The organism is Arthrobacter sp. Y3221159, from assembly GCF_059089885.1.
In genome coordinates this window covers 155,811-178,270 of sequence record NZ_JBNHFC010000007.1, presented here as the reverse complement: position 1 = coordinate 178,270, position 22,460 = coordinate 155,811, and the positions used below count along the sequence as shown (strand labels likewise).

Annotated in this window: 20 protein-coding genes and 2 riboswitches; of the genes, 13 read left to right on the top strand and 7 right to left on the bottom strand. The window is 67.0% G+C overall.

Features of this window, described 5'->3' with window-relative positions; translation table 11 throughout:
• The first annotated feature begins 29 nt into the window (after positions 1-29).
• From AC5RT3_RS09545 to AC5RT3_RS09530, 4 genes are all read left to right on the top strand, one after another.
• On the top strand, positions 30-1,136 hold the full coding sequence (locus AC5RT3_RS09545; RefSeq protein ID WP_494124031.1) for an NAD(P)/FAD-dependent oxidoreductase: 1,107 nt from the start codon (positions 30-32) through the stop codon (positions 1,134-1,136).
• An 11-nt stretch (positions 1,137-1,147) separates the two neighbouring features.
• A complete protein-coding gene (hutI, locus tag AC5RT3_RS09540; RefSeq protein ID WP_494124030.1) occupies positions 1,148-2,359 on the top strand; it encodes an imidazolonepropionase in 1,212 nt (403 codons plus the stop codon).
• Between the two features lie 97 nt (positions 2,360-2,456).
• Positions 2,457-3,245 carry a DeoR/GlpR family DNA-binding transcription regulator gene (locus AC5RT3_RS09535; RefSeq protein WP_494051509.1) on the top strand — a complete coding sequence of 263 codons (789 nt, stop codon included), beginning with the start codon at positions 2,457-2,459 and terminating at the stop codon, positions 3,243-3,245.
• A gap of 84 nt (positions 3,246-3,329) precedes the next feature.
• Positions 3,330-4,109, top strand: coding sequence for a CPBP family intramembrane glutamic endopeptidase (locus tag AC5RT3_RS09530; protein WP_494051510.1), 780 nt, complete (start codon positions 3,330-3,332; stop codon positions 4,107-4,109).
• A 3-nt stretch (positions 4,110-4,112) separates the two neighbouring features.
• Here AC5RT3_RS09530 and AC5RT3_RS09525 read toward each other — a convergent pair whose 3' ends face one another.
• Both AC5RT3_RS09525 and AC5RT3_RS09520 read right to left on the bottom strand, forming a co-directional pair.
• Positions 4,113-6,059: an HNH endonuclease signature motif containing protein gene (locus AC5RT3_RS09525; protein ID WP_494124029.1), complete on the bottom strand. Its 1,947-nt coding sequence runs from the start codon at positions 6,057-6,059 to the stop codon at positions 4,113-4,115.
• A gap of 175 nt (positions 6,060-6,234) precedes the next feature.
• Positions 6,235-6,873 (bottom strand): VOC family protein, encoded by a 639-nt coding sequence (locus AC5RT3_RS09520; RefSeq protein ID WP_009359382.1) that lies wholly within the window; start codon positions 6,871-6,873, stop codon positions 6,235-6,237.
• Between the two features lie 161 nt (positions 6,874-7,034).
• Positions 7,035-7,151: riboswitch (SAM riboswitch) on the top strand.
• A 42-nt stretch (positions 7,152-7,193) separates the two neighbouring features.
• Here AC5RT3_RS09520 and AC5RT3_RS09515 point away from each other — a divergent pair.
• The 4 genes from AC5RT3_RS09515 (at position 7,194) to AC5RT3_RS09500 (ending at position 12,685) form a co-directional block, all read left to right on the top strand.
• Positions 7,194-8,519 carry a bifunctional o-acetylhomoserine/o-acetylserine sulfhydrylase gene (locus tag AC5RT3_RS09515; RefSeq protein WP_494124028.1) on the top strand — a complete coding sequence of 442 codons (1,326 nt, stop codon included), beginning with the start codon at positions 7,194-7,196 and terminating at the stop codon, positions 8,517-8,519.
• Between the two features lie 121 nt (positions 8,520-8,640).
• A riboswitch (SAM riboswitch) is annotated at positions 8,641-8,757 on the top strand.
• 12 nt (positions 8,758-8,769) lie between these two features.
• Positions 8,770-9,885 (top strand): homoserine O-acetyltransferase MetX, encoded by a 1,116-nt coding sequence (metX, locus tag AC5RT3_RS09510; protein WP_494124027.1) that lies wholly within the window; start codon positions 8,770-8,772, stop codon positions 9,883-9,885.
• Between the two features lie 199 nt (positions 9,886-10,084).
• Positions 10,085-11,467, top strand: a complete 1,383-nt coding sequence (locus AC5RT3_RS09505) for an MFS transporter (RefSeq protein WP_494124026.1) — start codon at positions 10,085-10,087, stop codon at positions 11,465-11,467.
• A 99-nt stretch (positions 11,468-11,566) separates the two neighbouring features.
• Positions 11,567-12,685: a zinc-binding dehydrogenase gene (locus tag AC5RT3_RS09500; protein ID WP_494124025.1), complete on the top strand. Its 1,119-nt coding sequence runs from the start codon at positions 11,567-11,569 to the stop codon at positions 12,683-12,685.
• Positions 12,686-12,706: 21 nt separating this feature from the next.
• Here AC5RT3_RS09500 and AC5RT3_RS09495 read toward each other — a convergent pair whose 3' ends face one another.
• The gene (locus AC5RT3_RS09495) at positions 12,707-13,606 is read right to left on the bottom strand and encodes a LysR family transcriptional regulator (protein WP_494124024.1); all 900 of its coding nucleotides are present in this window, start codon (positions 13,604-13,606) and stop codon (positions 12,707-12,709) included.
• A 140-nt stretch (positions 13,607-13,746) separates the two neighbouring features.
• Between AC5RT3_RS09495 and mmsB the strand changes: the two genes are divergently transcribed.
• Together mmsB and AC5RT3_RS09485 are read left to right on the top strand one after the other, a co-directional pair.
• A complete protein-coding gene (gene mmsB, locus AC5RT3_RS09490) occupies positions 13,747-14,649 on the top strand; it encodes a 3-hydroxyisobutyrate dehydrogenase (protein WP_494124023.1) in 903 nt (300 codons plus the stop codon).
• A gap of 63 nt (positions 14,650-14,712) precedes the next feature.
• Positions 14,713-16,197 carry a CoA-acylating methylmalonate-semialdehyde dehydrogenase gene (locus tag AC5RT3_RS09485; protein WP_494124044.1) on the top strand — a complete coding sequence of 495 codons (1,485 nt, stop codon included), beginning with the start codon at positions 14,713-14,715 and terminating at the stop codon, positions 16,195-16,197.
• Positions 16,198-16,200: 3 nt separating this feature from the next.
• Here AC5RT3_RS09485 and AC5RT3_RS09480 read toward each other — a convergent pair whose 3' ends face one another.
• Genes AC5RT3_RS09480 through AC5RT3_RS09470 form a run of 3 tightly spaced genes read right to left on the bottom strand, consistent with a single transcriptional unit; the run spans position 16,201 to position 18,880 of the window.
• Positions 16,201-16,761: a hypothetical protein gene (locus AC5RT3_RS09480; RefSeq protein ID WP_494124043.1), complete on the bottom strand. Its 561-nt coding sequence runs from the start codon at positions 16,759-16,761 to the stop codon at positions 16,201-16,203.
• Positions 16,762-16,783: 22 nt separating this feature from the next.
• A complete protein-coding gene (locus AC5RT3_RS09475) occupies positions 16,784-17,962 on the bottom strand; it encodes a winged helix DNA-binding domain-containing protein (protein ID WP_494124022.1) in 1,179 nt (392 codons plus the stop codon).
• 48 nt (positions 17,963-18,010) lie between these two features.
• Positions 18,011-18,880 carry an SGNH/GDSL hydrolase family protein gene (locus AC5RT3_RS09470; protein ID WP_494051518.1) on the bottom strand — a complete coding sequence of 290 codons (870 nt, stop codon included), beginning with the start codon at positions 18,878-18,880 and terminating at the stop codon, positions 18,011-18,013.
• Between the two features lie 78 nt (positions 18,881-18,958).
• Here AC5RT3_RS09470 and AC5RT3_RS09465 point away from each other — a divergent pair, with 78 nt between their 5' ends.
• Positions 18,959-19,609 carry an alpha/beta hydrolase gene (locus AC5RT3_RS09465; protein ID WP_494051519.1) on the top strand — a complete coding sequence of 217 codons (651 nt, stop codon included), beginning with the start codon at positions 18,959-18,961 and terminating at the stop codon, positions 19,607-19,609.
• Positions 19,610-19,684: 75 nt separating this feature from the next.
• Here the strand turns inward: AC5RT3_RS09465 and AC5RT3_RS09460 are convergent, their stop codons facing one another.
• Positions 19,685-19,915: an RNA-binding S4 domain-containing protein gene (locus AC5RT3_RS09460; protein WP_009359372.1), complete on the bottom strand. Its 231-nt coding sequence runs from the start codon at positions 19,913-19,915 to the stop codon at positions 19,685-19,687.
• Between the two features lie 32 nt (positions 19,916-19,947).
• Between AC5RT3_RS09460 and AC5RT3_RS09455 the strand changes: the two genes are divergently transcribed.
• Together AC5RT3_RS09455 and AC5RT3_RS09450 are read left to right on the top strand one after the other, a co-directional pair.
• A complete protein-coding gene (locus AC5RT3_RS09455; RefSeq protein WP_494124021.1) occupies positions 19,948-20,943 on the top strand; it encodes a DMT family transporter in 996 nt (331 codons plus the stop codon).
• Positions 20,944-21,073: 130 nt separating this feature from the next.
• Positions 21,074-22,459, top strand: coding sequence for a glycine--tRNA ligase (locus AC5RT3_RS09450; RefSeq protein WP_494051521.1), 1,386 nt, complete (start codon positions 21,074-21,076; stop codon positions 22,457-22,459).
• Position 22,460: the final 1 nt, after the last annotated feature.

Genomic DNA, 22,460 nt, shown 5'->3' with positions numbered 1-22,460 from the left:
TCTGGAGCAACTCTGCAAGGATGGAACGCATGGCAGCACATTACGATGTCCTGATCGTGGGCGGCGGCATTGCCGGACTGTCCCTGGCGTCCGCGCTGGCGGGGAAATGCAGCGTGGCGCTGGTGGAGGCCGAGCAGGAGCTGGCCTACCACACGTCCTCCCGGTCGGCCCGGCAGCTCATCCCCAGTTACGGCCCGCCCGTGGTTCAGGAGCTCACCGCCAGGACACTCGAGCTGATCGCCGCCCGCGACGCCGAGCTGCCGGAGCCGGTCCTCACTTCGCGGAGCTTCATGCTGATCGGCAGCGAGGCCGGCGTCGCGGCGGAAGCCAGCGGCTCCATGAAGCCCATCACCCATGCCGAAGCGCTGGAGCTCTGTCCGGCGCTGGTTCCGGAGTCGTTTGCCGCTGCAGGCCTGGACACCGGATCGTTCGGTTCCAATGCACCGCTGCTGCTGGAGGACCACCGGGAGCGGGCAGTGGCCGCCGGGGCCGATATCTATACCGGCGCCGGGGTCCATTCCGCGCAGCGGCTCGGGTCCGGCTGGGAAGTGGGTGCCGGCACGGAAGCCTTCCAGGCGGGGGTGCTGGTCAACGCGGCCGGAGCCTGGGCCGACGAGCTGGCCGTCATCAGCGGGGTGGAGAAGCTGGGCCTGCAGCCGTACCGGCGCACCGCGGCGATTGCCGCCGTCGAACGTCCCCTGCCTGAGGGGAGCCCCATGGTGGCAGCCGCGAACAACACGTTCTACTTCCGGCGGGAGGGGAACGATGTCCTGATCTCGCCGTCGGAGGCGGTGCCCAGCGGCCCCGAGGATGCCCGGCCCAGGCCGGGCGACGTCGAACGCCTGGTGGATCTGCTGAACACCGTGACAACCCTCGGCATCACGGGGGTGCGCAGGGCCTGGACCGGGCTCCGCACGGAAGCGGCCGACGGGGTTCCGGTGGCGGGCTTCGACGCCGAGGCGCCGGGCTTCTACTGGCTCGCCGGACAGGGCGGCTACGGGTTCCAAACCTCCTCGGCCATGGCCGAACTGGCGGCGGAGCAGATCCTTGCCGGCCAGGACGGGACCGATGGGACAGTTCCGGTATCCCGGACAGCGCAGGCGCTGGCAGCCACGCGGTGGTCCATCCGGCGCTGAACAATGGTTGCATGAGCACCCTGATCACCAACATTGCCGAACTGATGACCCAGGACCTGGAACACCGGGTCCTGAAAGACGCGGCGGTAGTGATCGAGGGGGAGCGCATCGCCTGGATCGGGGCGGCCGCCGAAGCGCCTGCAGCCGACGACGCCGTTGATGCCGGCGGGCGGGCCGTCCTTCCCGGCTGGGTGGATTCGCACACCCACCTGCTGTTTGCCGGTGACCGGACGGCTGAGTTCGAGGCGCGCATGGCGGGGGAGCAGTACGCTGCCGGCGGCATCGCCGTCACCATGAACGCCACCCGCGCCACGTCGGACTTCGACCTCACCCGCCTGGCAATGGGCAGGGTGGCGGAAGCGGTCTCCCAGGGGACCACCTACCTCGAGACGAAGACGGGCTACGGGCTGGACGTGGAGCATGAGGCCCGCAGCGCACGGATTGCCTCCACGGCTGCGGACCAGGTGACCTACCTCGGCGCCCACCTGGTTCCCGCAGGCCAGGATCCGGAGGCCTACACGGACCTGGTGTGCGGCCCCATGCTGGCTGCCGTCCGCCCTTTTGTACAGTGGGCGGACGTGTTCTGCGAGGAGGGAGCCTTCACGGCGGAACAGTCCCGCAGGGTTCTGCTGGCCTGCCGGGACGCCGGCCTGGGGCTGCGCGTGCACGGGAACCAGCTCGGTGAGGGCCCCGGGGTCCAGCTGGCCGTGGAGCTAAGGGCAGCCAGCGTGGACCATGTGAACTACCTTTCCGCCGGCGACGTCGAGGCCCTGGCCGGAACCTGGTCCGGCTGGGACGCAGCCCGTGGAACCGGGGAACGGGGCACGGTGGCCACCTGCCTGCCTGCCTGCGACCTTTCCACCCGCCAGCCGCTGGCCCCGGCGCGCGCACTGCTGGATGCAGGCGTCCAGGTGGCGCTCGCCTCCAACTGCAACCCGGGCACGTCCTACACAAGTTCCATGGCGTTCTGCGTTTCCACGGCTGTCCTGCAGATGCACCTCAGCGTGCACGAGGCGGTACGGGCGGCCACCTACGGCGGCGCGCTGGCGTTGCACAAGGAAGCCGGGAAGGACGCCGACGGCGAACGCGCGGTGGGCTCAATCGCCGTCGGCCACCGTGCGGACCTGCACGTGCTCAACGCGCCCTCGGCCACGCACCTCGCCTACCGTCCCGGCATGCCGTTGACGTACGCTGTCTGGCGGGCCGGAGTGCGGGAGCGGTAGGCCGCGAAGGGCTTAGTGACGTTAGATGATCATTTCGCGTCTGTTATGATCAGAAAACGTCACCCGAAGCGGTGGCTGTTGTATTGAGAGGCCCTGCATGACCCGCACCGACCGACTGACCGCCATTCTCGACCTGCTGGCCAAGACCGGGCAGGTGGAAGTCGACGAGATCGTCAGCACGCTCGGGGTATCGCCGGCAACGGCACGGCGGGACTTGGACAGCCTGGCCAAGCGCCGGCTCCTCACCCGTACCCGCGGCGGAGCTACCACCGGTGCCCTGGCCTACGACCTTCCAGGCCGCTACAACCGCGACGACCACGCCGAGGCCAAGGAACAGATCGCCCAAGCCGCCTCCGCCCTGATCCGGCCCGGTGCAGTGATTGGGCTGTGCGGCGGCACCACCAGCACAGCCCTCGCCCAGATCCTCGCGACCCGCGAGGACCTGAACGCACCGTCCAACCAGCCCACCCTGACAGTGGTTACCAACGCCATCAACATCGCAGGCCAGCTGGCCGTGCGGCCCAACATCAAGGTGATGGTCACCGGCGGCATCCTCAATCCGCGGTCCTACGAACTGGTGGGGCCGTACACGGACATCATCATGCAGAAGGTTGTGCTGGACATCGCCTTCATCGGCGTCAACGGCATCGATCCGGAGGTGGGTCCCACCAATACTGGTGAGGGCGAGGCCTCGGTCAACGCCCTGCTGGCCAGCAGGGCACGGGTGTCCTACGTCATCGCCGACTCCTCCAAGGTGGGGGTGCGTGCCTTTGCCACCATGGACGGCTACCACTTCACCCGGCTGATTACGGATGCGGGCATCTCCCCGAAGGACAAGGCTGCCTTTGAAGCCAACGGCACGGAAGTCATCGTGGCACCTGCCTAACCGCCCGGCCTGGGCGTGCCGGGCAGTGGCGATCGGGGTTTAGGCAATCAGCCACGATCCAGAAACTGCAGGCAAGATGGGTACATGCTGGTTCCCTCCCGCCGTCGTCTGAAGCTCGAAGTCTGGATTGTCCTGGGCCTCTCCCTTGGCCAGTCCGCCGTGTACTCCGTGGTGCAGCTGCTGGACAAGATGACCCGGGCTCCGCTGGCCGAGGGAACTTCCACACTCAACCGCTCCCAGAGCACCCGCGAGTATTTCGACCTGACGTACCAGCTGTTGGACATCATCTTCGCCCTGGTGCCGGTGCTGCTGGTGATCTACTTCCTGACGGACCAGCGGCAGGCGGCAACGGCCGACGGCGGCAATCCTGGCTCTGCGTTCCGGAAGTTGGGCTTCGATTTCGTCCGGCCTGGCAAGGACCTGCTGCAGGGGTTGGGGCTCGCGGCCCTGATAGGGATTCCCTCCCTGGGCCTTTACGCCGCGGGCAGGACGCTGGGCATCACTACTGCCATCATCCCCAGCGCGCTGGACGCCTACTGGTGGACCGTGCCGGTCCTGATCCTGTCCGCCCTCCGGCATGCGGTGGTGGAGGAGGTCATCGTGGTGGGGTACCTGATGAACCGTTTCGGCAAGTTCGGCTGGAGCATCCCGCTGTCCATCGCGGCGAGTTCGTTTCTCCGCGGCACCTATCACCTGTACCAGGGATTCGGTCCCTTTATTGGCAATGTGGTGATGGGCATCGTCTTTGCCTGGCTGTACACCCGGACCAAGCGGGTCATGCCCCTTGTCATTGCCCACGCGCTTCTGGACATCGTGGCATTTGTCGGATTCAGCCTCTTCGGCAGGGCCGTGGGGCTGGGGTAACAGCTACGTGTGGAGCAGGGCCGGGTTGCTCTGTGCCCAATAGCTCAGGGCCGGGTCGCTGAGGGCCTGGTGGCCGAGGGCCAAATCGCTGACGGACAGGTCCTTTTGTGGGTCGGGTGGCAGAACGACGGGCATGGCGTAGAAGTCGTCCCACATGGGGTCGTAAGGCGCGATGTCGTCAGCGTCGATGAGGTTGTCGTCCACGGGTTCTTCACATGGTGGTTCGGCGCAGGCTTGTTCGCTCCAGGGCGGTGCTGATTCCAGCCATTCCGGCGGGAGCCATCCATGGGCAGTGGAGAGGTCCGCTCCAGTTTGTTCCTGGAGGTGCGGCACGGTATTCAGTTCCTGAACCAGTCCGTTGTCTGGCCAGATGGTTGGTTCCCGGTCGGGTTGTTCGGCAAGGTATGTGCGGCCGGTGGGTGAGGTCCAGCCGGGTGGTTCGTTTTGCGTTGCTTCCGTAGGCTTCCAGCCGCTGTTGTGTTTGAGCCGGTGGTGTTTTGGGCAGAGTTGTGCCAGGTTGCTGAGCCCGGTGGTGCCACCGTGCTCCCACGCTTGGAGGTGGTCTGCTTCGTTGTCGAGCGAATGGTTGTTACAGCCGGGGAAGGTGCATTTGCCGTCGCGGAGGCGGAGGGCCTGCCGCATGGCTCTGGTGAGCCGGTAGCTGGTGCGGCCGATTTCCAAGGGTGTTCCGTCGGCGGGGTCGACGAGGACACGGTAGAACGAGTCGGCTCCGTCGGCGACGAGTTTCCGGGCCATGGACGCGGGGACCGGGCCGTAGCCGTCGAGGATCGCGGGTTCGTCGGTCAGGCCGGTCAGGGCGAACACGGGGACGGTGACCAGCACGTCGGCCCGGGGTGTCGGGACTTTCCCGGCCTCGGGGCTCGTTTCGCCAGCGGTTGTTCCGTCCAGGCCGGCTCCATACCCTCCGATAACGCCGGTAAGCGTCTGATCATCGGCACTCAAGTCCGCAGCCGATTCGTCGGAGCCGACAAGTGTGGCGAGCCCGATGAATGCATCGGGGATCTGTTCCTCCATGACAGCCTGTTCCTGCGAACCGGTGCCGGGTTGGTTGCTGTTGCCGCTGGCCGTGCTGCCTGCGGAAGGGTCTGTGGTGTGGGCGAGGAGGCGGCGGGCGAACTCGTCAGCCTTGATTTGGGGAAGGGTCCGGGTTTCGTTGGGTCCTTGCAGGCCGCGGGCGGTGGCGGTGTTTTTGTTCCAGATTGCAGTGGCGGAGTCGGCGGGGAGGTAGGCGGAGATCCAGGCCATGCCGTCACGGTCCCGGTGGAACTCGACCCGCCGGTCGGCCACGGATTTGGCGTGGCGTTTTTCGATGGAGTCGGGGTGGTGGCGTTCGCGCCAGGCGCGGACCCTGGCCCGGAGCCGGGACGGTACGAGGGCGGTGGCGGGGCAGCCCCGGGCCGGGTTCGGTGCGTCCGGGTCCAGGAAGTGGTCCGCGAGTGCCACGGCGGCGGTACGGTGCAGGGCCTCTGTTTCGTCAGCGATGATCTTGGCGCCCTGCCAGGACAACGCACCCGAAGACAGCTTCCCGTAGACGGAGGGCAGGAAGCAGACCCGCCGGGCCTGGGTGATGAACGCCCCCGAAGCCCCGGCGCTGATGGTCAGGATCCCCGCGATTTCTTCCACTGCCGATATTTCCGCGTAGGTGCGGTCGTGGGTGGAGGCGTTGGGCGGGGTCATGGCCTGCTGCAGATCAATGCACTCGGCGGCGTCCCTGGCCTTGAGCGCGGCGACCTGAGCCTCGAGTCGCGATTCCAGGGCGAGCCGGTCCAGCCGGATCCGGTACAGCCGGTCCAAAGGATCAACCCCAGCGCCTCCGTCAGACTCCGAAGCAGCCGCAAGGGCTTCTTCTTCAAGGAACAGCGCGTTGATGGCAGCCGTGGTGGCATAAACACTCTCCATCGGTGCTGCTACGACCGCGCCATTTCCCATACAAGAATCATCACCGGAGGCACTGACATTTTGAGCGACTGCGGCCCAGAGCCTTGAGCCCCGGGGAAAAACCCGCGGTTAAAGCAACTTCGGCCGCCATCGGGAGGTGACGCCGTTGTCACATCCTGATGGCGGCCGAAGTCCGCTAGGGCCGTAACGCCCGGTCAAAGGAAGGTCAGATGGTGACCGCTCCGTTTTGGGTTTCGAAGGTGACTGAGAGGATGCCGGGCGTACCATGCGGGGCAACCCACTCAACTGCTACATCCTCCAGCGGCTTTTCCACCGGTTCGCCCAGCCATTCGGTGACCCGGGAGGCCGAGCCTGCGATGGTCAGGCAGCTCATCTTGATGTTGCTCTCGTAGGCGTTGGACGGGTGGAGCGACGGATCGCCCTCCCACTTCAGCATGTAGGGCACCTGGGGATCGGCGATGAGGCCCAGGATTCCAATCTGCTTCCACACCAGCTCGCGGCCGTCGGGAAACTTGCGGTTGCCGTTGACGGCAGCCCGTCCCAGGCGTGCCTCGAACGGAGCAAGGTCGTCAACTTCGACACACCAGCCCATCCAGCCGCCGCCGGCCGCGGAGCGGGCCCGGACGGCCTGTCCGAAGGGAGCCTTGTCCGACGCAGGGTGGTCCAGGACCTCCACGACCTCAAGGTATTTGTGTCCCGCGAGCGGGATGATCATATTCCGGGTACCGAACCGCGGGTGTACCCCGCCCTTCACTGCCTCAACGCCGAGGGCAGAAGAAATACGTTCGGTGGTGGCCGCGAGGCCATCGTGTTCACAGGCGTAAGAGACGTGATCCATGCGCATGCCATCATCTTGGCACTTTGTGATCGGGCTCTCAGCTAAGGATACCCTTACTGGGATTTTCCGATTTCAGCACCCTCGAAACCTGCTCCATGGTAGGAACACGGGACCATGTTCGTCACAATGCTGTTCGCCCGGCCGGCCACATTCCTACACTGGGCTCAGGTCATGAGTGCCAGCAACAGCCCCGGCTCGCTGGCCGGCAACCCTCCATCCGCGGCGGGGTGCCCCGGGTGAGGACCTGGCTGTCCGGCAATAAGGCCGGGTGGCAAGCGCGGCCCGTGGTGCTTCCAGCATGCCGGGCCCAATCAAAGGAGCCTTGAATGTCCAACGGATGGTCCTTCGAAACCCGCCAGATCCACGCCGGCCAGGAACCGGATGCTGCCACCGGCGCCCGCGCCCTGCCCATTTACCAGACCACCTCCTTCGTCTTTCCCAGCGCCGAGAGCGCTGCCAACCGCTTCGCCCTCGGCGAGCTTGCCCCGATCTACACGCGCATCGGCAACCCCACCCAGGATGCCGTTGAGCAGAGGATTGCGAGCCTTGAAGGAGGCCTGGCCGCGCTCCTCCTCAGCTCGGGGCAGGCGGCAGAGACATTCGCCGTCCTGAACATCGCCGAGGCCGGCGACCACATCGTGGCCAGCCCCAGCCTCTACGGCGGCACTTACAACCTGTTCGCCCACACCCTGAAGAAGTTCGGCATCTCGGTGACCTTCGTGGCGGACCCGGACAACCTGGACCACTGGCGCGAGGCGGTCCAGCCCAACACCAAGCTCTTCTTTGCCGAAGTGGTGTCCAACCCGCGGCAGGACGTGCTGGACATCGAGGGCGTCTCCCGCACCGCCCACGAGGCCGGCGTGCCCCTGATCGTGGACAACACGCTGTCCACGCCATACCTGATCCGGCCGCTGGAATGGGGCGCGGACATCGTGGTCCACTCGGCCACCAAGTACCTGGGCGGCCACGGCGCCGCGATCGCCGGCGTCATCGTCGATTCGGGCAAGTTCGACTTCAGCAAGGACCCCGAACGCTTCCCCGGCTTCAACACCCCGGACCCCACCTACAACGGCCTGGTATACGGCCGCGACCTGGGCGAGGGCGGGGCGCTGGGGGCCAACCTGTCCTACATCCTCAAGGCCCGGGTCCAGCTCCTGCGCGACCTCGGTTCCGCCGTTTCGCCTTTCAACGCCTTCCTGATCTCGCAGGGCCTGGAGACCCTGAGCCTGCGCGTGGAGCGCCATGTGGCCAACGCCGGGGAGGTGGCGCGGTGGCTGGAAGCAAGGGACGACGTCGAATCCGTCGCCTACGCCGGGCTGCCCTCCAGCCCCTGGTACGAGCGCGGCCGCAAGTACGGGCCCAGGGGCACCGGCGCCATTGTCGCCTTCAACCTGGCCGGCGGTGCCGAGGCGGGCAAGCGCTTCGTGGACGCACTGGAGCTGCACTCGCACGTGGCCAACATCGGGGACGTCCGCTCGCTGGTCATCCACCCGGCGTCGACCACCCACAGCCAGCTGTCACCGGAGCAGCAGGCGGCGGCCGGCGTCGCTCCGGGACTGGTCCGCCTCTCCGTCGGCCTGGAGCACATCGACGATATCCTCGCCGACCTTGAAGCCGGGTTCCGTGCCGCCAAGGAGGCGCAGGGCGCCTGAGCGGACGGTCCGGGGACCAGGGCCCGACGGCGGGTGGCCGGCCTGCGTGCGCAAAGCCGGGGAAGTCACAACCAGTCACACTCTTGGCCCGGGCCGGGTGGTGTTTCGTACACTCGAACCAGGTCATGAGTGCCAGTGACAGCCCCGGCTTGCTGGCCGGCAACCCTCCTTCCGCGGTGGGGTGCCCCGGGTGAAGACCTGGCCTGCCGGTCATTCCGCCGGTGGGCAAGCGCGTAGAAGAGGTCTTGCCATGACGGTTACCGTCACCCCCACCACCGTTCCCGAGCACGGAATTGTCCGCTACGCCTCCATCGGGGGCCTGGAACTGGAAGCCGGCGGCTACCTGCCGGACGTCACACTCGCCTACGAAACGTGGGGCACGCTCAACGCCGACGGCAGCAATGCCATCCTCATCGAGCACGCCCTGACCGGCAGCACCCATGTCACCCGCGGCGACAGCGACGAACCCGGCTGGTGGGAACAGCTCGCCGGCCCCGGTGCCCCCGTGGACACGGACCGGTTCTTCGTGGTGTCCATCAACATTGTGGGCGGCTGCTACGGGTCCACCGGGCCGTCGTCGCCCGCCCCGGACGGGACACCCTGGGGTTCCCGCTTCCCCCTGGTGACACTGCGGGACAGCACCGTGGCCGAAGCCCGGCTGGCAGACCAGCTCGGCATCGGCAGCTGGTACGCAGTCCTTGGGGGTTCCCTGGGCGGTGCCCGCGCCCTGGAATGGGCCATCACCTACCCGGAGCGGGTGCAGCGCTGCGCCGTGATTTCCGTGGGCGCCGCCAGCACGGCAGAGCAAATCGCGTTTGCCCAGGCGCAGACCCTTGCCATCCGCCAGGACCCCAACTTCAACGGCGGCGACTACTACGGTGGCCCCTTCCCCGAGGAAGGCCTGGCCTTGGCGCGGCGCATCGCGCACATCACCTACCGCTCCGCCGCCGAGCTGGAGGGCAGGTTCGGCCGGGAGCCCCAGGCCCCGGAATCACCGCTGCAGGCTGACTGCCTGTCGGGCCGCGGCCGCTACCAGGTGGAGAGCTACCTGGACCACCAGGGCAACAAGCTGGTCCAGCGCTTCGACGCCAACAGCTACATCGCCATCACCGAAGCGCTGATGAGCCACGACGTCTGCAGGGAACGCGGAACGCTGGCCGAGACGCTGGCCCGTTCCGAAGCCCGGTTCTTCATCGCTGCAGTCGACTCGGACCGGCTCTACTTCCCGTCCCAGTCGCGGGAGCTGGCGCGCGCACTGCCCGGGGACGTGGGCGTGCATCTGATCCAGGCGCCGATCGGCCACGACGGCTTCCTGACGGAAATTGGGCAGCTCGGGGACCAGCTCCGCGAGCACCTCCTGCCCTGAACCTCTGCCCAGCCCGGGGTTCCCGCCAGGCTGCCGTGCTGGATGTGCATTTTTGCAGATGCTTCCTGCAGTATTCGGTGTTGAGCTCAGCGCGTCACCAGACAATACTCGTGTGAACCTGCAGTTTTGTGGTGCTCGCCACAAAACCGCTGTCCGATCCCCATTGTGGTGTCGACGGAGACGCCAAAGGAGTTCACTCATGAGTACGGAACACTCCGCCGCACGGCGGCTCGAGGAAACCGATGTTAAGGCCTCAGGGCTGAAGAAAGTCGTCACGGCCTCGATGGCCGGCACGGTGGTCGAATGGTACGAGTTCTTCCTCTACGCATCTGCCGCCACACTGGTGTTCGGCAAAACGTTCTTCCCCAACTCTGGCACGGAACTGGACGGCATCATTGCCGCATTCGTCACCTACGCCGTAGGCTTCGTGGCCCGCCCCATCGGCGGCATCGTCTTTGGCCACTTCGGTGACAAGTTCGGCCGCAAGCAGCTCCTGCAGCTGAGCATCATCCTGGTGGGTGTGGCCACCTTCCTCATGGGCTGCCTGCCCACCTTCGCGCAGATCGGCTACTGGGCTCCTGCCCTCCTGGTGTTCCTGCGCTTCGTGCAGGGCTTCGCCGTCGGCGGTGAGTGGGGTGGCGCCGTGCTGCTGGTGGCAGAGCACAGCCCCAACAAGTCCCGCGGGTTCTGGTCCAGCTGGCCGCAGTCCGCTGTTCCAATGGGCAACCTGCTGGCCACGGGCGTACTGTTCACCCTGTCCTCGACCCTGTCCCAGGAAGCCTTCCTCGGCTGGGGCTGGCGCGTGGCGTTCTGGCTGTCCGCCGTCATCGTCATCGTCGGCTACTACATCCGCACCAAGGTCCAGGACGCTCCGATCTTCATCGAAGCCAGGAAGGAAGTCACCGCGGAAAAGAAGGGCTACGGTGTTGCCGAAGTCTTCCGCCGCTACCCCCGCGGCGTCTTCACCGCCATGGGGCTCCGGTTCGCCGAAAACATCCTCTACTACCTGGTGGTCACGTTCTCCATCACGTACCTGAAAGTGGTTGTCCAGACGGACACTTCACGGATCCTGCTCCTGCTGCTGGTGGCGCACTTCATCCATTTCTGCGCCGTCCCGCTGGTCGGCAAGCTCTCCGATGCCTTCGGCCGGCGGCCCGTCTACATGGCGGGCGCCATCCTCGGCGGAACCTGGGGCTTCTTCGCCTTCCCCATGATGGACACAGCCAATGACATGGTCATCCTGGCCGCCATCACCATCGGGCTGCTCTTCCACGCGTTGATGTACGCGGGCCAGCCGTCCATCATGGCCGAGATGTTCCCCACCCGGATGCGCTACTCCGGCGTGTCCCTGGGCTACCAGGTGACCTCGATCGTTGCCGGCTCGCTGGCGCCGATCATCGCCACCGCCCTGCTGGGCAGCTTCAATTCATCCCTTCCGGTGGCCCTCTACCTCCTGGCCGCCTGCATCGTGACGGCGGTGTCCGTGCTCTTCCTCAAGGAGACCAGGGGCATCTCACTGCATGACGTCGACGCCGCGGATGCCAAGGGCACCGCAGACCTCCTGGCTGCCAGCAAGAAGTAGCACGCAGCCAGTCACCACAGGCAAGGCAGCTGCCCGGACCCGGATTCCGGGTCCGGGCAGCCGCATGACCACCACCCCCAACCACACCAAGGAACCCTCATGCGAGCCGCTGTCCTTTACAACACCGTTCCTGCGGGAACCCGTTACTCCGACGCCTGCCCCCTGACGGTGGAGGAGCTGGAACGGCCCGAACCACGGGCAGGCGAGCTGGGGATTTCCATCACCTACTCAAGCTTGTGCCACTCCGACCTCTCCGTGGTGGACGGTTCGCGCGTCCGGCCCCTGCCGATGGCGCTGGGGCATGAAGCGGTGGGCAGGGTGGTCTCGGTGGGCAGCGGAGTCACCGGTGTCTCCGAGGGCGACCACGTGGTGCTGGTCTTCGTTCCAAGCTGCGGGGACTGCCGCGCCTGCCGGGCAGGCCGGCCCGCCCTGTGTCACCGTGCCGCCGAAGCCAACGGGTCCGGCGACCTCCTGCACGGTGAGGCCGTGCTGCGGACCCGGTCAGGGGAGCGCATCAACCACCACCTTGGCGTGTCGGCCTTCGCAGACTATGCGGTGGTTGCGCGCGAATCGGTCGTGGTGATCGACGACGACGTCCCGGACACAGTTGCCGCGATGTTCGGCTGCGCGGTGCTGACGGGCATGGGCGCGGTCTTCAATACCGCAAAGGTCGACGGCGGGGAGTCGGTAGCCGTGTTTGGCCTCGGCGCCGTCGGCCTGTCGGCAGTCATGGCAGCCCGCATCGCCGGTGCGGGCTCGATCATCGCCATTGATCCAAACAGGGACAAGCACCAGCTGGCCCTGGACTGCGGTGCCAGCGCTGCCGGTACCCCAGAGGACGCTGCAAGGTTGATTGCAGATGCCGCCGGTGACGGCGTGGATGTTGCCGTGGAGGCAGTGGGCTCCGCCCGTGTCATCGCCTCCTGCCTTGAGCTGGTGACCAGGGGCGGCGCCGTGGTTTCGGTGGGCCTGCCGCATCCGTCCGCGGAACTGGCCGTCCCGGCGCTCCAGTTTGCGGGTGCGGGCAAGCGGCTGCTCGGCTCGTACATGGGCGACGCCGTCCCCGACCGGGACATCCCGCGCTATCTCGGCTACTGGCGGGACGGCCGGCTGCCGGTGGAACTGCTGCATTCGGACACGCGCCCGCTCGCCGAGATCAATGAGGGCCTGGACGCCCTGGCGGCCGGGAAGGTGGTCCGCCGGCTGTTCCGCCCCTGAATGCTGCCGCCCTCGGCAGGCTCAGGCGGCCAGCAGGTCCTGCCGGGCCGCCACTTCTTCCTTGAGCGCGGCTATGACCGCCTGGACGCGCCCCGACCGCATCGACTCCGGCCGCGCCACTGCCCAGATGGGAAGCTGGCGCTCGAAATCGTGCGGAAGGACGGGGACGAAACCGGGGTCGCGGGCCACCATGAAGTTAGGAAGCAGCCCGATGCCCGCGCCCCTGCGTACAGCCTCCACCTGGGCGAAGATGCTCGTGGCCTGGAAGCTGGATTTCGGCGTGGGCAGCTGCGAGGACCGGTGGCCGAGTTCCGCCACCTGGAGGGCGGATTCGACGTAGGACACGAAGCCGTGCTGCCCCACGCCGTCGGGCGTTTCCGGCAGTCCGCGCTGGGCTGCATAGGCGGCGCTGGCGTAAAGCCGGAGGCAGTAGTTGGTAAGGAAAATCGTCTGGGCATTGTTGACGTCGGCTCCGCCCACCACCACTTCCAGGTCAACTCCGGACCGGTTGCGGCTGACCTTGCGGGTTGCGCTGAGCATCTCGATATTCAGCAGGGGATGGCGCTGCTGGAGGCGTACCAGCGCCGGAGCCACGAATTCGGCGCCGAAACCGTCCGACGTGCTGATCCGGACCATGCCGGACAGGGCATCGCGTTCCTGGCCGATGGTGCCCGCAAGCGAGCCCAGCGTTTCCTCGATGGCCTCGGCGGCCGCCACTGCGGAGGCGCCAAGTTCGGTCAGCTCCCAGCCATGCGGGCTGCGTTCCAGCGTCCTGCCGCCCAGCTGCCGGTCCAGTGCCAGGATGCGGCGGGAAATGGTGGTGTGCGTGGTTCCCAGGCTCTCGGCGACGGCGTTGAACCGCCCCAGCCGTGCCACGGTCAGGAGAATCAGCAGGTCGTCTGGGCTGGGAAGCCGGGCCACTGGTGCAACCTTCCGTCAATGTGCATCAGTGCACATGCTGTCTGTGATTTTTCCCCTTGATTGCACTCTAACAGCATGTGACCGTTGTCACTGGATGGTCCGGCCATGGCGGCCGGCCACAGAGCAAAGGAGCCCGGGCGATGGCAGTAATCGGATGGATTGGGCTGGGGAACATGGGCGGGTCCATGTCCGTGAACCTGGCCAAGGCCGGACATGAGGTGCGCGGCTTCGACCTCAACGCGGCAGCCCTTGCCGCCGCGGAGGCCGGCGGGGTCAAGCCCGCCGGCAGCATTGCCGAAGCAGTGGAGGGAGCCGACGCCGTCTTCACCATGCTCCCCAAGGGCGAGCATGCCAGGGCCGTGTACCTGGGCCCGGAAGGAGTGCTGGCCTCCGCAGATACCAGCACCCTGCTGGTTGATTCCTCCACCATAGACATCGCCTCCGCGCAGGAACTGCACGACGCCGCTGCTGCCGCCGGCTTCCGCTTCGTTGACGCGCCGGTTTCGGGCGGCATGAGCGGGGCGAAGGCCGGGACGCTGACCTTCATGGTGGGCGGGGAGCCGGGAGCGGTGGCGGACGCCACGGAGTACATCCGTCCGATGGCCGCCAACATCATTCCCACCGGCGGCGCCACCACGGGCCAGGCAGCCAAGATCTGCAACAACCTCATGCTGTTCATCAACCTCGCCTCAACGGCTGAGGGCGCCGTGCTGGCAGATCGGCTTGGCCTCGACAAGCAGGTATTTTGGGACATCGCCTCGGTCTCGTCGGGGGACAGCTGGGCGCTGCGAACCTGGTACCCGGTCCCGGGCGTGGTGGAGACCGCCGCTTCGAACAACGAATTTGCGCCCACGTTCACTACGGAACTGGCCAACAAGGACATTGGGCTGGCCCTCAGCGCCGCCGAGGACACCGGCACCCCGCTGGAGATCGGCAGGCACGTGCAGCAGCTGTTCCAGCGCCTGGTCGACGCGGGGGAAGCCGGCAAGGACTGCTCCATGATCATCAAGCTGGTGGACGGCTCGCTCCGCACCGCTGACTAACACCCCCGCACCCATACCATTCCGAAAGAGGTATCCATGCAGACCATTCCGAAAGAGGTATCCATGCAGACCATTCCCCACATCATCAATGGACAGCGGGTCACCGAGGCAGAACGCTTTGGCCCCGTCTTCAACCCTGCCACCGGCGAACAGGAAAAACAGGTGGTGCTCGCGTCCGGCGCCCGGGTGGAGGAAGCCATTGCGGCAGCAAAGGCGGCACTCCCGGGCTGGCGGGCCACCAGCCTCGCCAGGCGCAGCGGTATCTTCTTCAAAGTCCGCGACATCCTGGCCCGGCGCAAGCCGGAGCTGGCGGCAATCCTTACCAGCGAACACGGCAAGGTGCTCTCCGACGCTGAAGGCGAAATCTCCCGCGGCCTGGAGAACATCGAGTTCGCCACGGGGCTGAGCCACATGCTCAAGGGCGAGCACTCCGAGCAGGTCTCGGGCGGTGTGGACGTTCATTCCGTCCGCCAGCCCGTGGGCGTGGTTGCCTGCATCACCCCGTTCAACTTCCCCGCGATGGTTCCGCTGTGGATGATCGGCAGTGCGCTCGCCTGCGGCAACACGGTCCTGCTCAAACCGAGCGAGAAGGACCCCTCATCTGCCGTTTTCATCGCAGAGGTCTTCGCGGAGGCAGGCTTGCCTCCCGGGGTATTGAACGTGGTCCAGGGCGACAAGGAAGCGGTGGACGTGTTGCTGGAGCACCGGGATGTCAAAGCCGTCAGCTTCGTCGGTTCCACGCCCATTGCCCAGTCCATCTACAAGCGCGCCGCGGATCACGGCAAGCGTGTCCAGGCGCTGGGCGGAGCCAAGAACCACATGGTGGTCCTGCCCGACGCCGACCTGGACATGGCGGCTGATGCTGCGGTGTCCGCCGCCTATGGCTCGGCCGGCGAACGGTGCATGGCTGTCAGCGTCCTGGTGGCGGTGGGCAACATCGCCGATGACCTCGTGGCAGCCATCAAACGCCGGATGGCGGACCTGAAGATCGGCCCCGGGACGGATCCGTCCTCCCAGATGGGGCCGTTGATCACGGCCGAACATCGCGACCGGGTGGCGTCCTATGTGGCCGGAGCGGAAAGCGAAGGCGCCAGCGTGGTGGTGGACGGGCGGGAGCAGCGATTCGCCTCGGACGGCTTCTTCCTCGGCGTCAGCCTGATAGACCACGTCAAGCCGGGCATGAAGGTCTACGACGACGAGATCTTCGGCCCCGTCCTGTCCGTGGTCCGGGCGGAGAGCTACAGCGACGCCGTGCGGCTGGTCAATGAGAACGAGTTCGGCAACGGTGCCGCCATCTTCACACGCGACGGCGGTGCGGCGCGGCAGTTCGAGTTCGACGTTGAGGCGGGAATGGTAGGCGTCAACGTGCCAATCCCCGTACCCGTGGGCACCTTCTCGTTCGGCGGCTGGAAAAACTCCCTGTTCGGAGACACCCACATGTACGGTCCGGACAGCATCCGCTTCTACACCCGCGGAAAGGTGGTGACCACCAGGTGGCCCGACCCGTCCACCTCGGTGATCGATCTCGGATTCCCGCAGGTGGACTGACCCCTAGCCGTTCATGATCTCGCCGCGGCGGGCCATGTACTCCTCCATGGACAGTTCGCCGTTGCTGTACTGCTGGTCCAGTTCCGCCAGCTTGCGGGCCCGGAATCCCTGCGGTGCCGACGGCGGCGGGGGAGTGGCGGGCGCGGAAGGCTGTTCAGGGGCGGGGTGCCCGGCAGGCTGCTGCCCGCCCTGCTGCTGGAACGGCGGTTCCTGCGGGGCCCAGTTGCCGTTGCCCATGGGCGGCACCGGCGGCTGGCCGTACTGGTTGGGCAGCGGGTGAGGGTCATCCAGGGGCTGCGGGTTGTCGAGGGGCTGCGGCCGGTCCAACTGGCGGAACCCGCCCGCAAAGTAGTCCTGCTGGGTATAGCCGTCACGGGGCTGCTTGCTCTGCGGACCGGTGGAACCGGGAAACTGTCCTGAACCTGGAAACTGCCCTGCGCCGGGGAACTGTTCGGGGTAGCGGCCGGGGAAGCTTTGGTCGTAGTTCCGGCGGGCCACCGATTTCCGGTACATCCGCATGGCCACCGGGATCAGGAGTGACAGGATGATGATCCAGAAAAACATGTTGCTCACGGTGCTGCGCCTCTCATGTGTGTCCTTCAAGTTTAGTCCCGGACGGTACCCGGATGGCCGGGAGTCCGATGAAGGCGGCGTACCGGTCCACGGCTTCCTGGACTGCGGCGGCCAGCGGCGATCCCGGGGTGGCGCTGACAGGATCATGCAGGCGGATATCCAGTTCGCAGCGGTCCGGAAGCAGTCTGTGCCGCCACGAGCCTGCCATCCGGCCGTCCAGCAGCACCACGTGGATGGGCTCGCCGGCCAAGGGAAGGGCAGGGGCGCCGCCGCCCATATAGTGCCGGGTGGCGAAGTAGCCCATGATGTATTCGTCGTAGCACTGGACCAGGTCGATCCACGGTGCCGGAGCCGGTGTACCGCCGGCCTGAGTCCCTGGATGCGCACCGGCGGCCGCGAAATAGTGCTCGACGCCGTCAATCACCGTGGCGGCCAGCGCTTCGGGCCGTGCCTCCCTGGCCAGCCGCACCCCCTTCCGGACGTCCGTCACCGTCAGTCCCGACCACCCGGCGCAGTCCTTGGCCGTGGCAGGGCCCCGGCTGGTGAAATAGCGGCACGCGAGTTCAGCCAGGGCTTCCTCCCGGGCCGGTGCCGGCTGCGGACCGGGAGGAACCCGCTCGTCAAAGAGCGCATAGGTCTGTTTGAGCGCCCCGCCGCGGCTGCGGACAGGCGTGCCGCTGGCCAAAACGCCACTGACCTCGGCGTGCATGATGATGTAGGCAAGCCGCAGCCCATTGGCCTCGAAGCCGGCCGTCTGCAGCTTTCCGGCGAGTTGCTCACGGGTCAGGTGGTTGCCGCCCGCGACAGCGCTGGCCAGCACCTCGCCTGTCCGCCTGGCCGTGGCGGCGTCGATCCCGGTGCGCCGGTACGTCAGTGCGTTGAGTTGGTGGAGCCGCGGGGCGGAAAGGGCCGAAAGCCAGCGCAGGTCCTCGCGGTGGACGAAATGCCAGGTGGGCCGAAGGATGTGGGTGCGCAGGACTGTCCCGTCGGCCACGGCCTGCTCAATGTCTGCAGCCGTTACAGGGGAGCACCCGGTGGAAGCTACACGCTGGGCCAGGCTCCAGCGGGCATAGGGGAACTCCTGTGCCTGCACCGCCAGGAGCCGCCGGAGTGCCGCCTGTGGGGACCCCGCGCGGGGTTCGCGAAGCATCTGGGCCTGCAGCCTCAGCCGCACCACCGCATCAGGTTCCATGCCCACCGCCTGGGTTGCCCGCCGTCGGGGTTGATCTGCCGCGGCCAGCTACCGCCGGACTGCCCCGGTGTTTCCCAGCGGTCCCTCGCCGGAGCCCAGGGGGACGCCCGGGCCGAAGACGGGACCCGGCGTCGGACGCTTGGCGGTGATGCCGTCACCGGAGGACTGCTGCCGCAGGCGGCGCAGCACCCAGGGGACGAAGTATTCGCGGGCCCACACCAGGTCGCCGGACCGCGCCTCCCGCCACGACCGGGGCGGAAGCGGCTTGGGCCGGAGCGGTTCCAGGGCGTGCTCCACGTTCAGCGCGTCCAGCACCATCGCCGCGATGGTGTGGTGACCGAGCGGCGAAAAGTGCAGCCGGTCCTGGTCCCACATCTGGGGGTCGCTGAGCTGCCGGAGGGACCACATGTCCGCGATGATGGCGTCATGCCGGGCCGCGACGGTGCGCAGGTTTTCGTTGTAGATGGCCACCTTGCTCCGGATCCGGCCCAGGACGGAGGAGCCGGTATCGGGGCCGTTAAAGAGGACAACGGTGGCGCCGCCCATGGCCAGGATCTGGACCACGGAATCGAGCTTCTCGGCCAGGGCGTCGGGATCGCCGCCGGGCCTGATCAGATCGTTGCCGCCGGCGGACAGGGTGACGAGGTCCGGCTTCAGCGCCAGGCAGGGGGCCAGTTGCTGATCCACGATCTGCTGCAGCAGCCTGCCGCGGACGGCCAGGTTGGCGTAGGCAAAGTCCGGCTGGCTTCGTCCCAGTTCCTCCGCCACGCGGTCGGCCCAGCCGCGGTAGCCGCCGGGGCTGGAGGGTTCGGGGTCGCCGATGCCCTCGGTAAAGGAATCACCCATGGCCACATAGCGGCTCCAGGGGTGGGATCCGGCGTGTGCGGGCGGCGTCTGGATGGCACTTGCGTCGGTCACGGTCCCTATCCTGCCTTCCGGCTTGCTGGCTACGCGAACGTAGGTTGCTGCGTCCGGGTACCTGTAAGAATGGAAACCATGACTGAAGCCGAAGTATTTCCTGCCCCTGTCGTCCTGTGGTCCCACCCTGAGGACCAGCGTGACGGGAAGCCGCTGCTGGTGCTGCTGCATGGTTACGGCGCCAACGAGCAGGATCTGCTGAGCCTCGCGGACTTGCTGCCGGGGGACTTCGCCGTCGCCTCCGTGCGGGCACCCATCGCCATGGGTCCCGGCTTCACCTGGTTCCCGCTCACCGCGTCCATCGACTACTCCCTGGAGCGGGTCAAGGCGGCCTCTGCCTACGTCCTGGAGTGGATCGACGCGATCCGGGTGGGGCACCCGTCGGTTACCCTTCTTGGCTTCTCGATGGGAATGGCCATGGCCACCACCCTGCTGCGGCAGCGGCCCACGGACTTCGCAGCCGTCGTCGGCCTGTCAGGTTTCGTGGTGGACGCGGACGGCGACCCCACGTTCCGGGACCATGAACTGGACGGCACCGTCCCCATGTTCTGGGGCCGCGACCAGCAGGACCCGGTGATTACCCCGGACAAGATCGACTTCACCATGGCCTGGGTCCGCAAGCACGTCAAGCTCACCAAGGTGCTTTATACCGGCATGTGGCACGGCATCAACCAGCAGGAGATCGGACACGTCGGCGAGTTCCTCACCCACGAGGTCCTGAAGAAGTAAGGAGTACGACGGCGGGCGGCGGCGTGCGGAGGATGCCCCGCCCAGCGCCTGCACAACATCCGCCGTCCAGGGGCCTCAGGCCTCTGGAGCGACGACCCTCACGGTCTGGTTGTTCACCGTGACGGTGTCGCCGTTGCGCAGCTGCCGGCCGCGCCGGTCGTCGATCTCGCCGTTGACCTTGACCAGCCCGTTCTTGATCAGCTCGGTGGCCTCCACGCCGTCCTCCACGAGGTTGGCGAGCTTCAGCAGCTGGCCCAGGCGGATCATGCTGTCGCGGATGGGGACGTCCTCAACGGGGTTGCTCATACAGCAATAATGCCTGACGTAAGGTGGATTCAATGACCTCCACCTCCCGCCTGCCTGTCCTCGCAGGCCTACCGCTGGCGGTGGGCGCCGGCCTCGCCATCCCGGTCCAGGGCCGGATCAACGGAGCACTCGGAGCCCGCCTGGGCGACGGCATCGCCGCTGCCGTGGTGAGTTTCAGCACAGGCCTGCTTGTCATGATCCTCATCTCACTGCTCCTGCCCCGCGGCCGCGCAGGGCTGGCACGGATCCTTCCCGCCGTCCGGGCCAGGGCGTTTCCCCGCGTCTACGTCCTGGCAGGGGGCATCGGCGCGCTGTTTGTCTTTGCCCAGTCCTTCACGGTGGGCGTCCTGGGCGTCGCATTGTTCACGGTGGCCACCGTCACCGGGCAGACTGTGAGCGGCCTCCTGGTGGACCGGCTGGGCCTCGGCCCGGCCGGAAAGAAGCCGGTCACCGGCATCCGGATCATCGGCTGCGTGTTGACCATCGCAGCCGTCGCCTGGGCTGTTTCGCCTCGCTTCACCGGCACCGGTGCAGCCGGCGACGGCGGCCCTGCCGGTCTGCTCCTTCCCCTCCTGCTTCCCGTCGCGGCAGGGTTCCTGATGAGCTTCCAGCAGGCCATGAACGGGACCGCCACCATGCATTACGGAACACCCATCGCCGCCACGCTGGTCAACTTCGTGGCGGGCAGCCTGGTGCTGTGGGTGGCGCTCGCCGTCAAGCTGCTGGCGGCAGGCCCGGGTAATCCCCTGCCGGGGGAGTGGTGGTACTACCTGGGCGGGCCCATGGGCTGTGTCTTCATCGGGCTGGGCGCGCTCCTGGTCAGGAGCCTGGGGGTTCTGGTGACCGGCCTCGGCATGATCGCCGGCCAGCTGCTCGGTTCCCTGGCCCTGGACGCGGTGCTGCCTGTCCCCGGCACAGTGGTGGCGCCGGCCACCGTCCTGGGCACCGTGCTGACCCTGGGCGCCATCATCCTCGCCACCCTGCCGTGGCCGCGGGGCGCGCTCCGCAGGCGCCGGCCGGTAGGCTAGGACACGCAGCTTTTTCGCACCCCTTCATCCGCCCCGCCCGGCCGCCGGAAGTGCCATACCTCTGGTGTTGCCCGGGGCCTGAATAACGCGGACCGCACCCAGCGGCCCTGTAGAAATTGGAGTTACCCCCATGGCAGCAAAATCCGTTCTCGACCAGGTCATCTCCCTCTCCAAGCGGAGGGGCTTCGTGTTCCAGGCCGGTGAGATCTACGGAGGTTCGCGTTCTGCCTGGGACTACGGGCCCCTCGGCGCCGAGTTGAAGGAAAACATCAAGCGCCAGTGGTGGCAGTCCGTGGTGCGCGGGCGCGAGGACGTGGTGGGCCTGGACTCCTCCGTCATCCTGCCCCGCCAGGTATGGGAAGCGTCCGGCCACGTGGAGGTCTTCTCCGACCCCCTGGTGGAATGCCTGTCCTGCCACAAGCGCTACCGTGCGGACCACCTCGAGGAAGAGTACGAGGAAAAGAAGGGCCGGCCGGCCGAAAACGGCCTCAAGGGCATCGCCTGCGCCAACTGCGGCACCCGTGGGGAATGGACCGAACCGCAGGAGTTCTCCGGCCTGCTCAAGACCTTCCTGGGCCCCGTGGCCAGCGAGGAAGGCCTGCACTACCTCCGCCCGGAAACCGCCCAGGGCATCTTCGTGAACTTCAACAACGTGCTCACCACGTCCCGCAAGAAGCCGCCGTTCGGCATCGGCCAGATCGGCAAGTCCTTCCGCAACGAGATCACCCCCGGCAACTTCATCTTCCGCACCCGCGAGTTCGAGCAGATGGAAATGGAATTCTTCGTGGAGCCCGGCACGGATGAGGAATGGCACCAGTACTGGATGAAGGAGCGGATGGCCTGGTACACCGGCCTGGGCATCCGTGAAGAGAACCTCCGCTTCTTTGAGCACCCCCAGGAGAAGCTCAGCCACTACTCCAAGGGCACCACGGACATCGAGTACCGCTTCGGCTTCCAGGGTTCCGAGTGGGGCGAGCTGGAAGGCATTGCCAACCGCACCGACTTCGACCTCTCCACCCACGCCAAGGCCTCCGGCACGGACCTGAGCTACTTCAACCAGGCCACCAACGAGCGGTACACCCCGTACGTGATCGAGCCCGCCGCCGGCCTCACCCGGTCCTTCATGGCCTTCCTGATCGACGCCTACACCGAGGACGAGGCCCCCAACGCCAAGGGCGGGGTGGACGTCCGCACCGTCCTGAAGCTCGACCCGCGCCTGGCCCCGGTCAAGGCCGCCGTGCTGCCGCTGAGCCGCAACGAGGACCTGTCCCCGAAGGCCAAGGACCTCGGTGCCCAGCTGCGCAAGAACTGGAACATCGACTTCGACGACGCCGGCGCCATCGGCCGCCGCTACCGCCGCCAGGACGAGATCGGCACCCCGTTCTGCATCACGGTGGACTTCGACACCCTCGAGGACCAGGCCGTGACCATCCGCGAACGGGACACCATGAGCCAGGAACGCGTCTCCCTGGACAAGGTGGAGGGCTACCTGGCCGCACGCCTGATCGGGGCCTAGC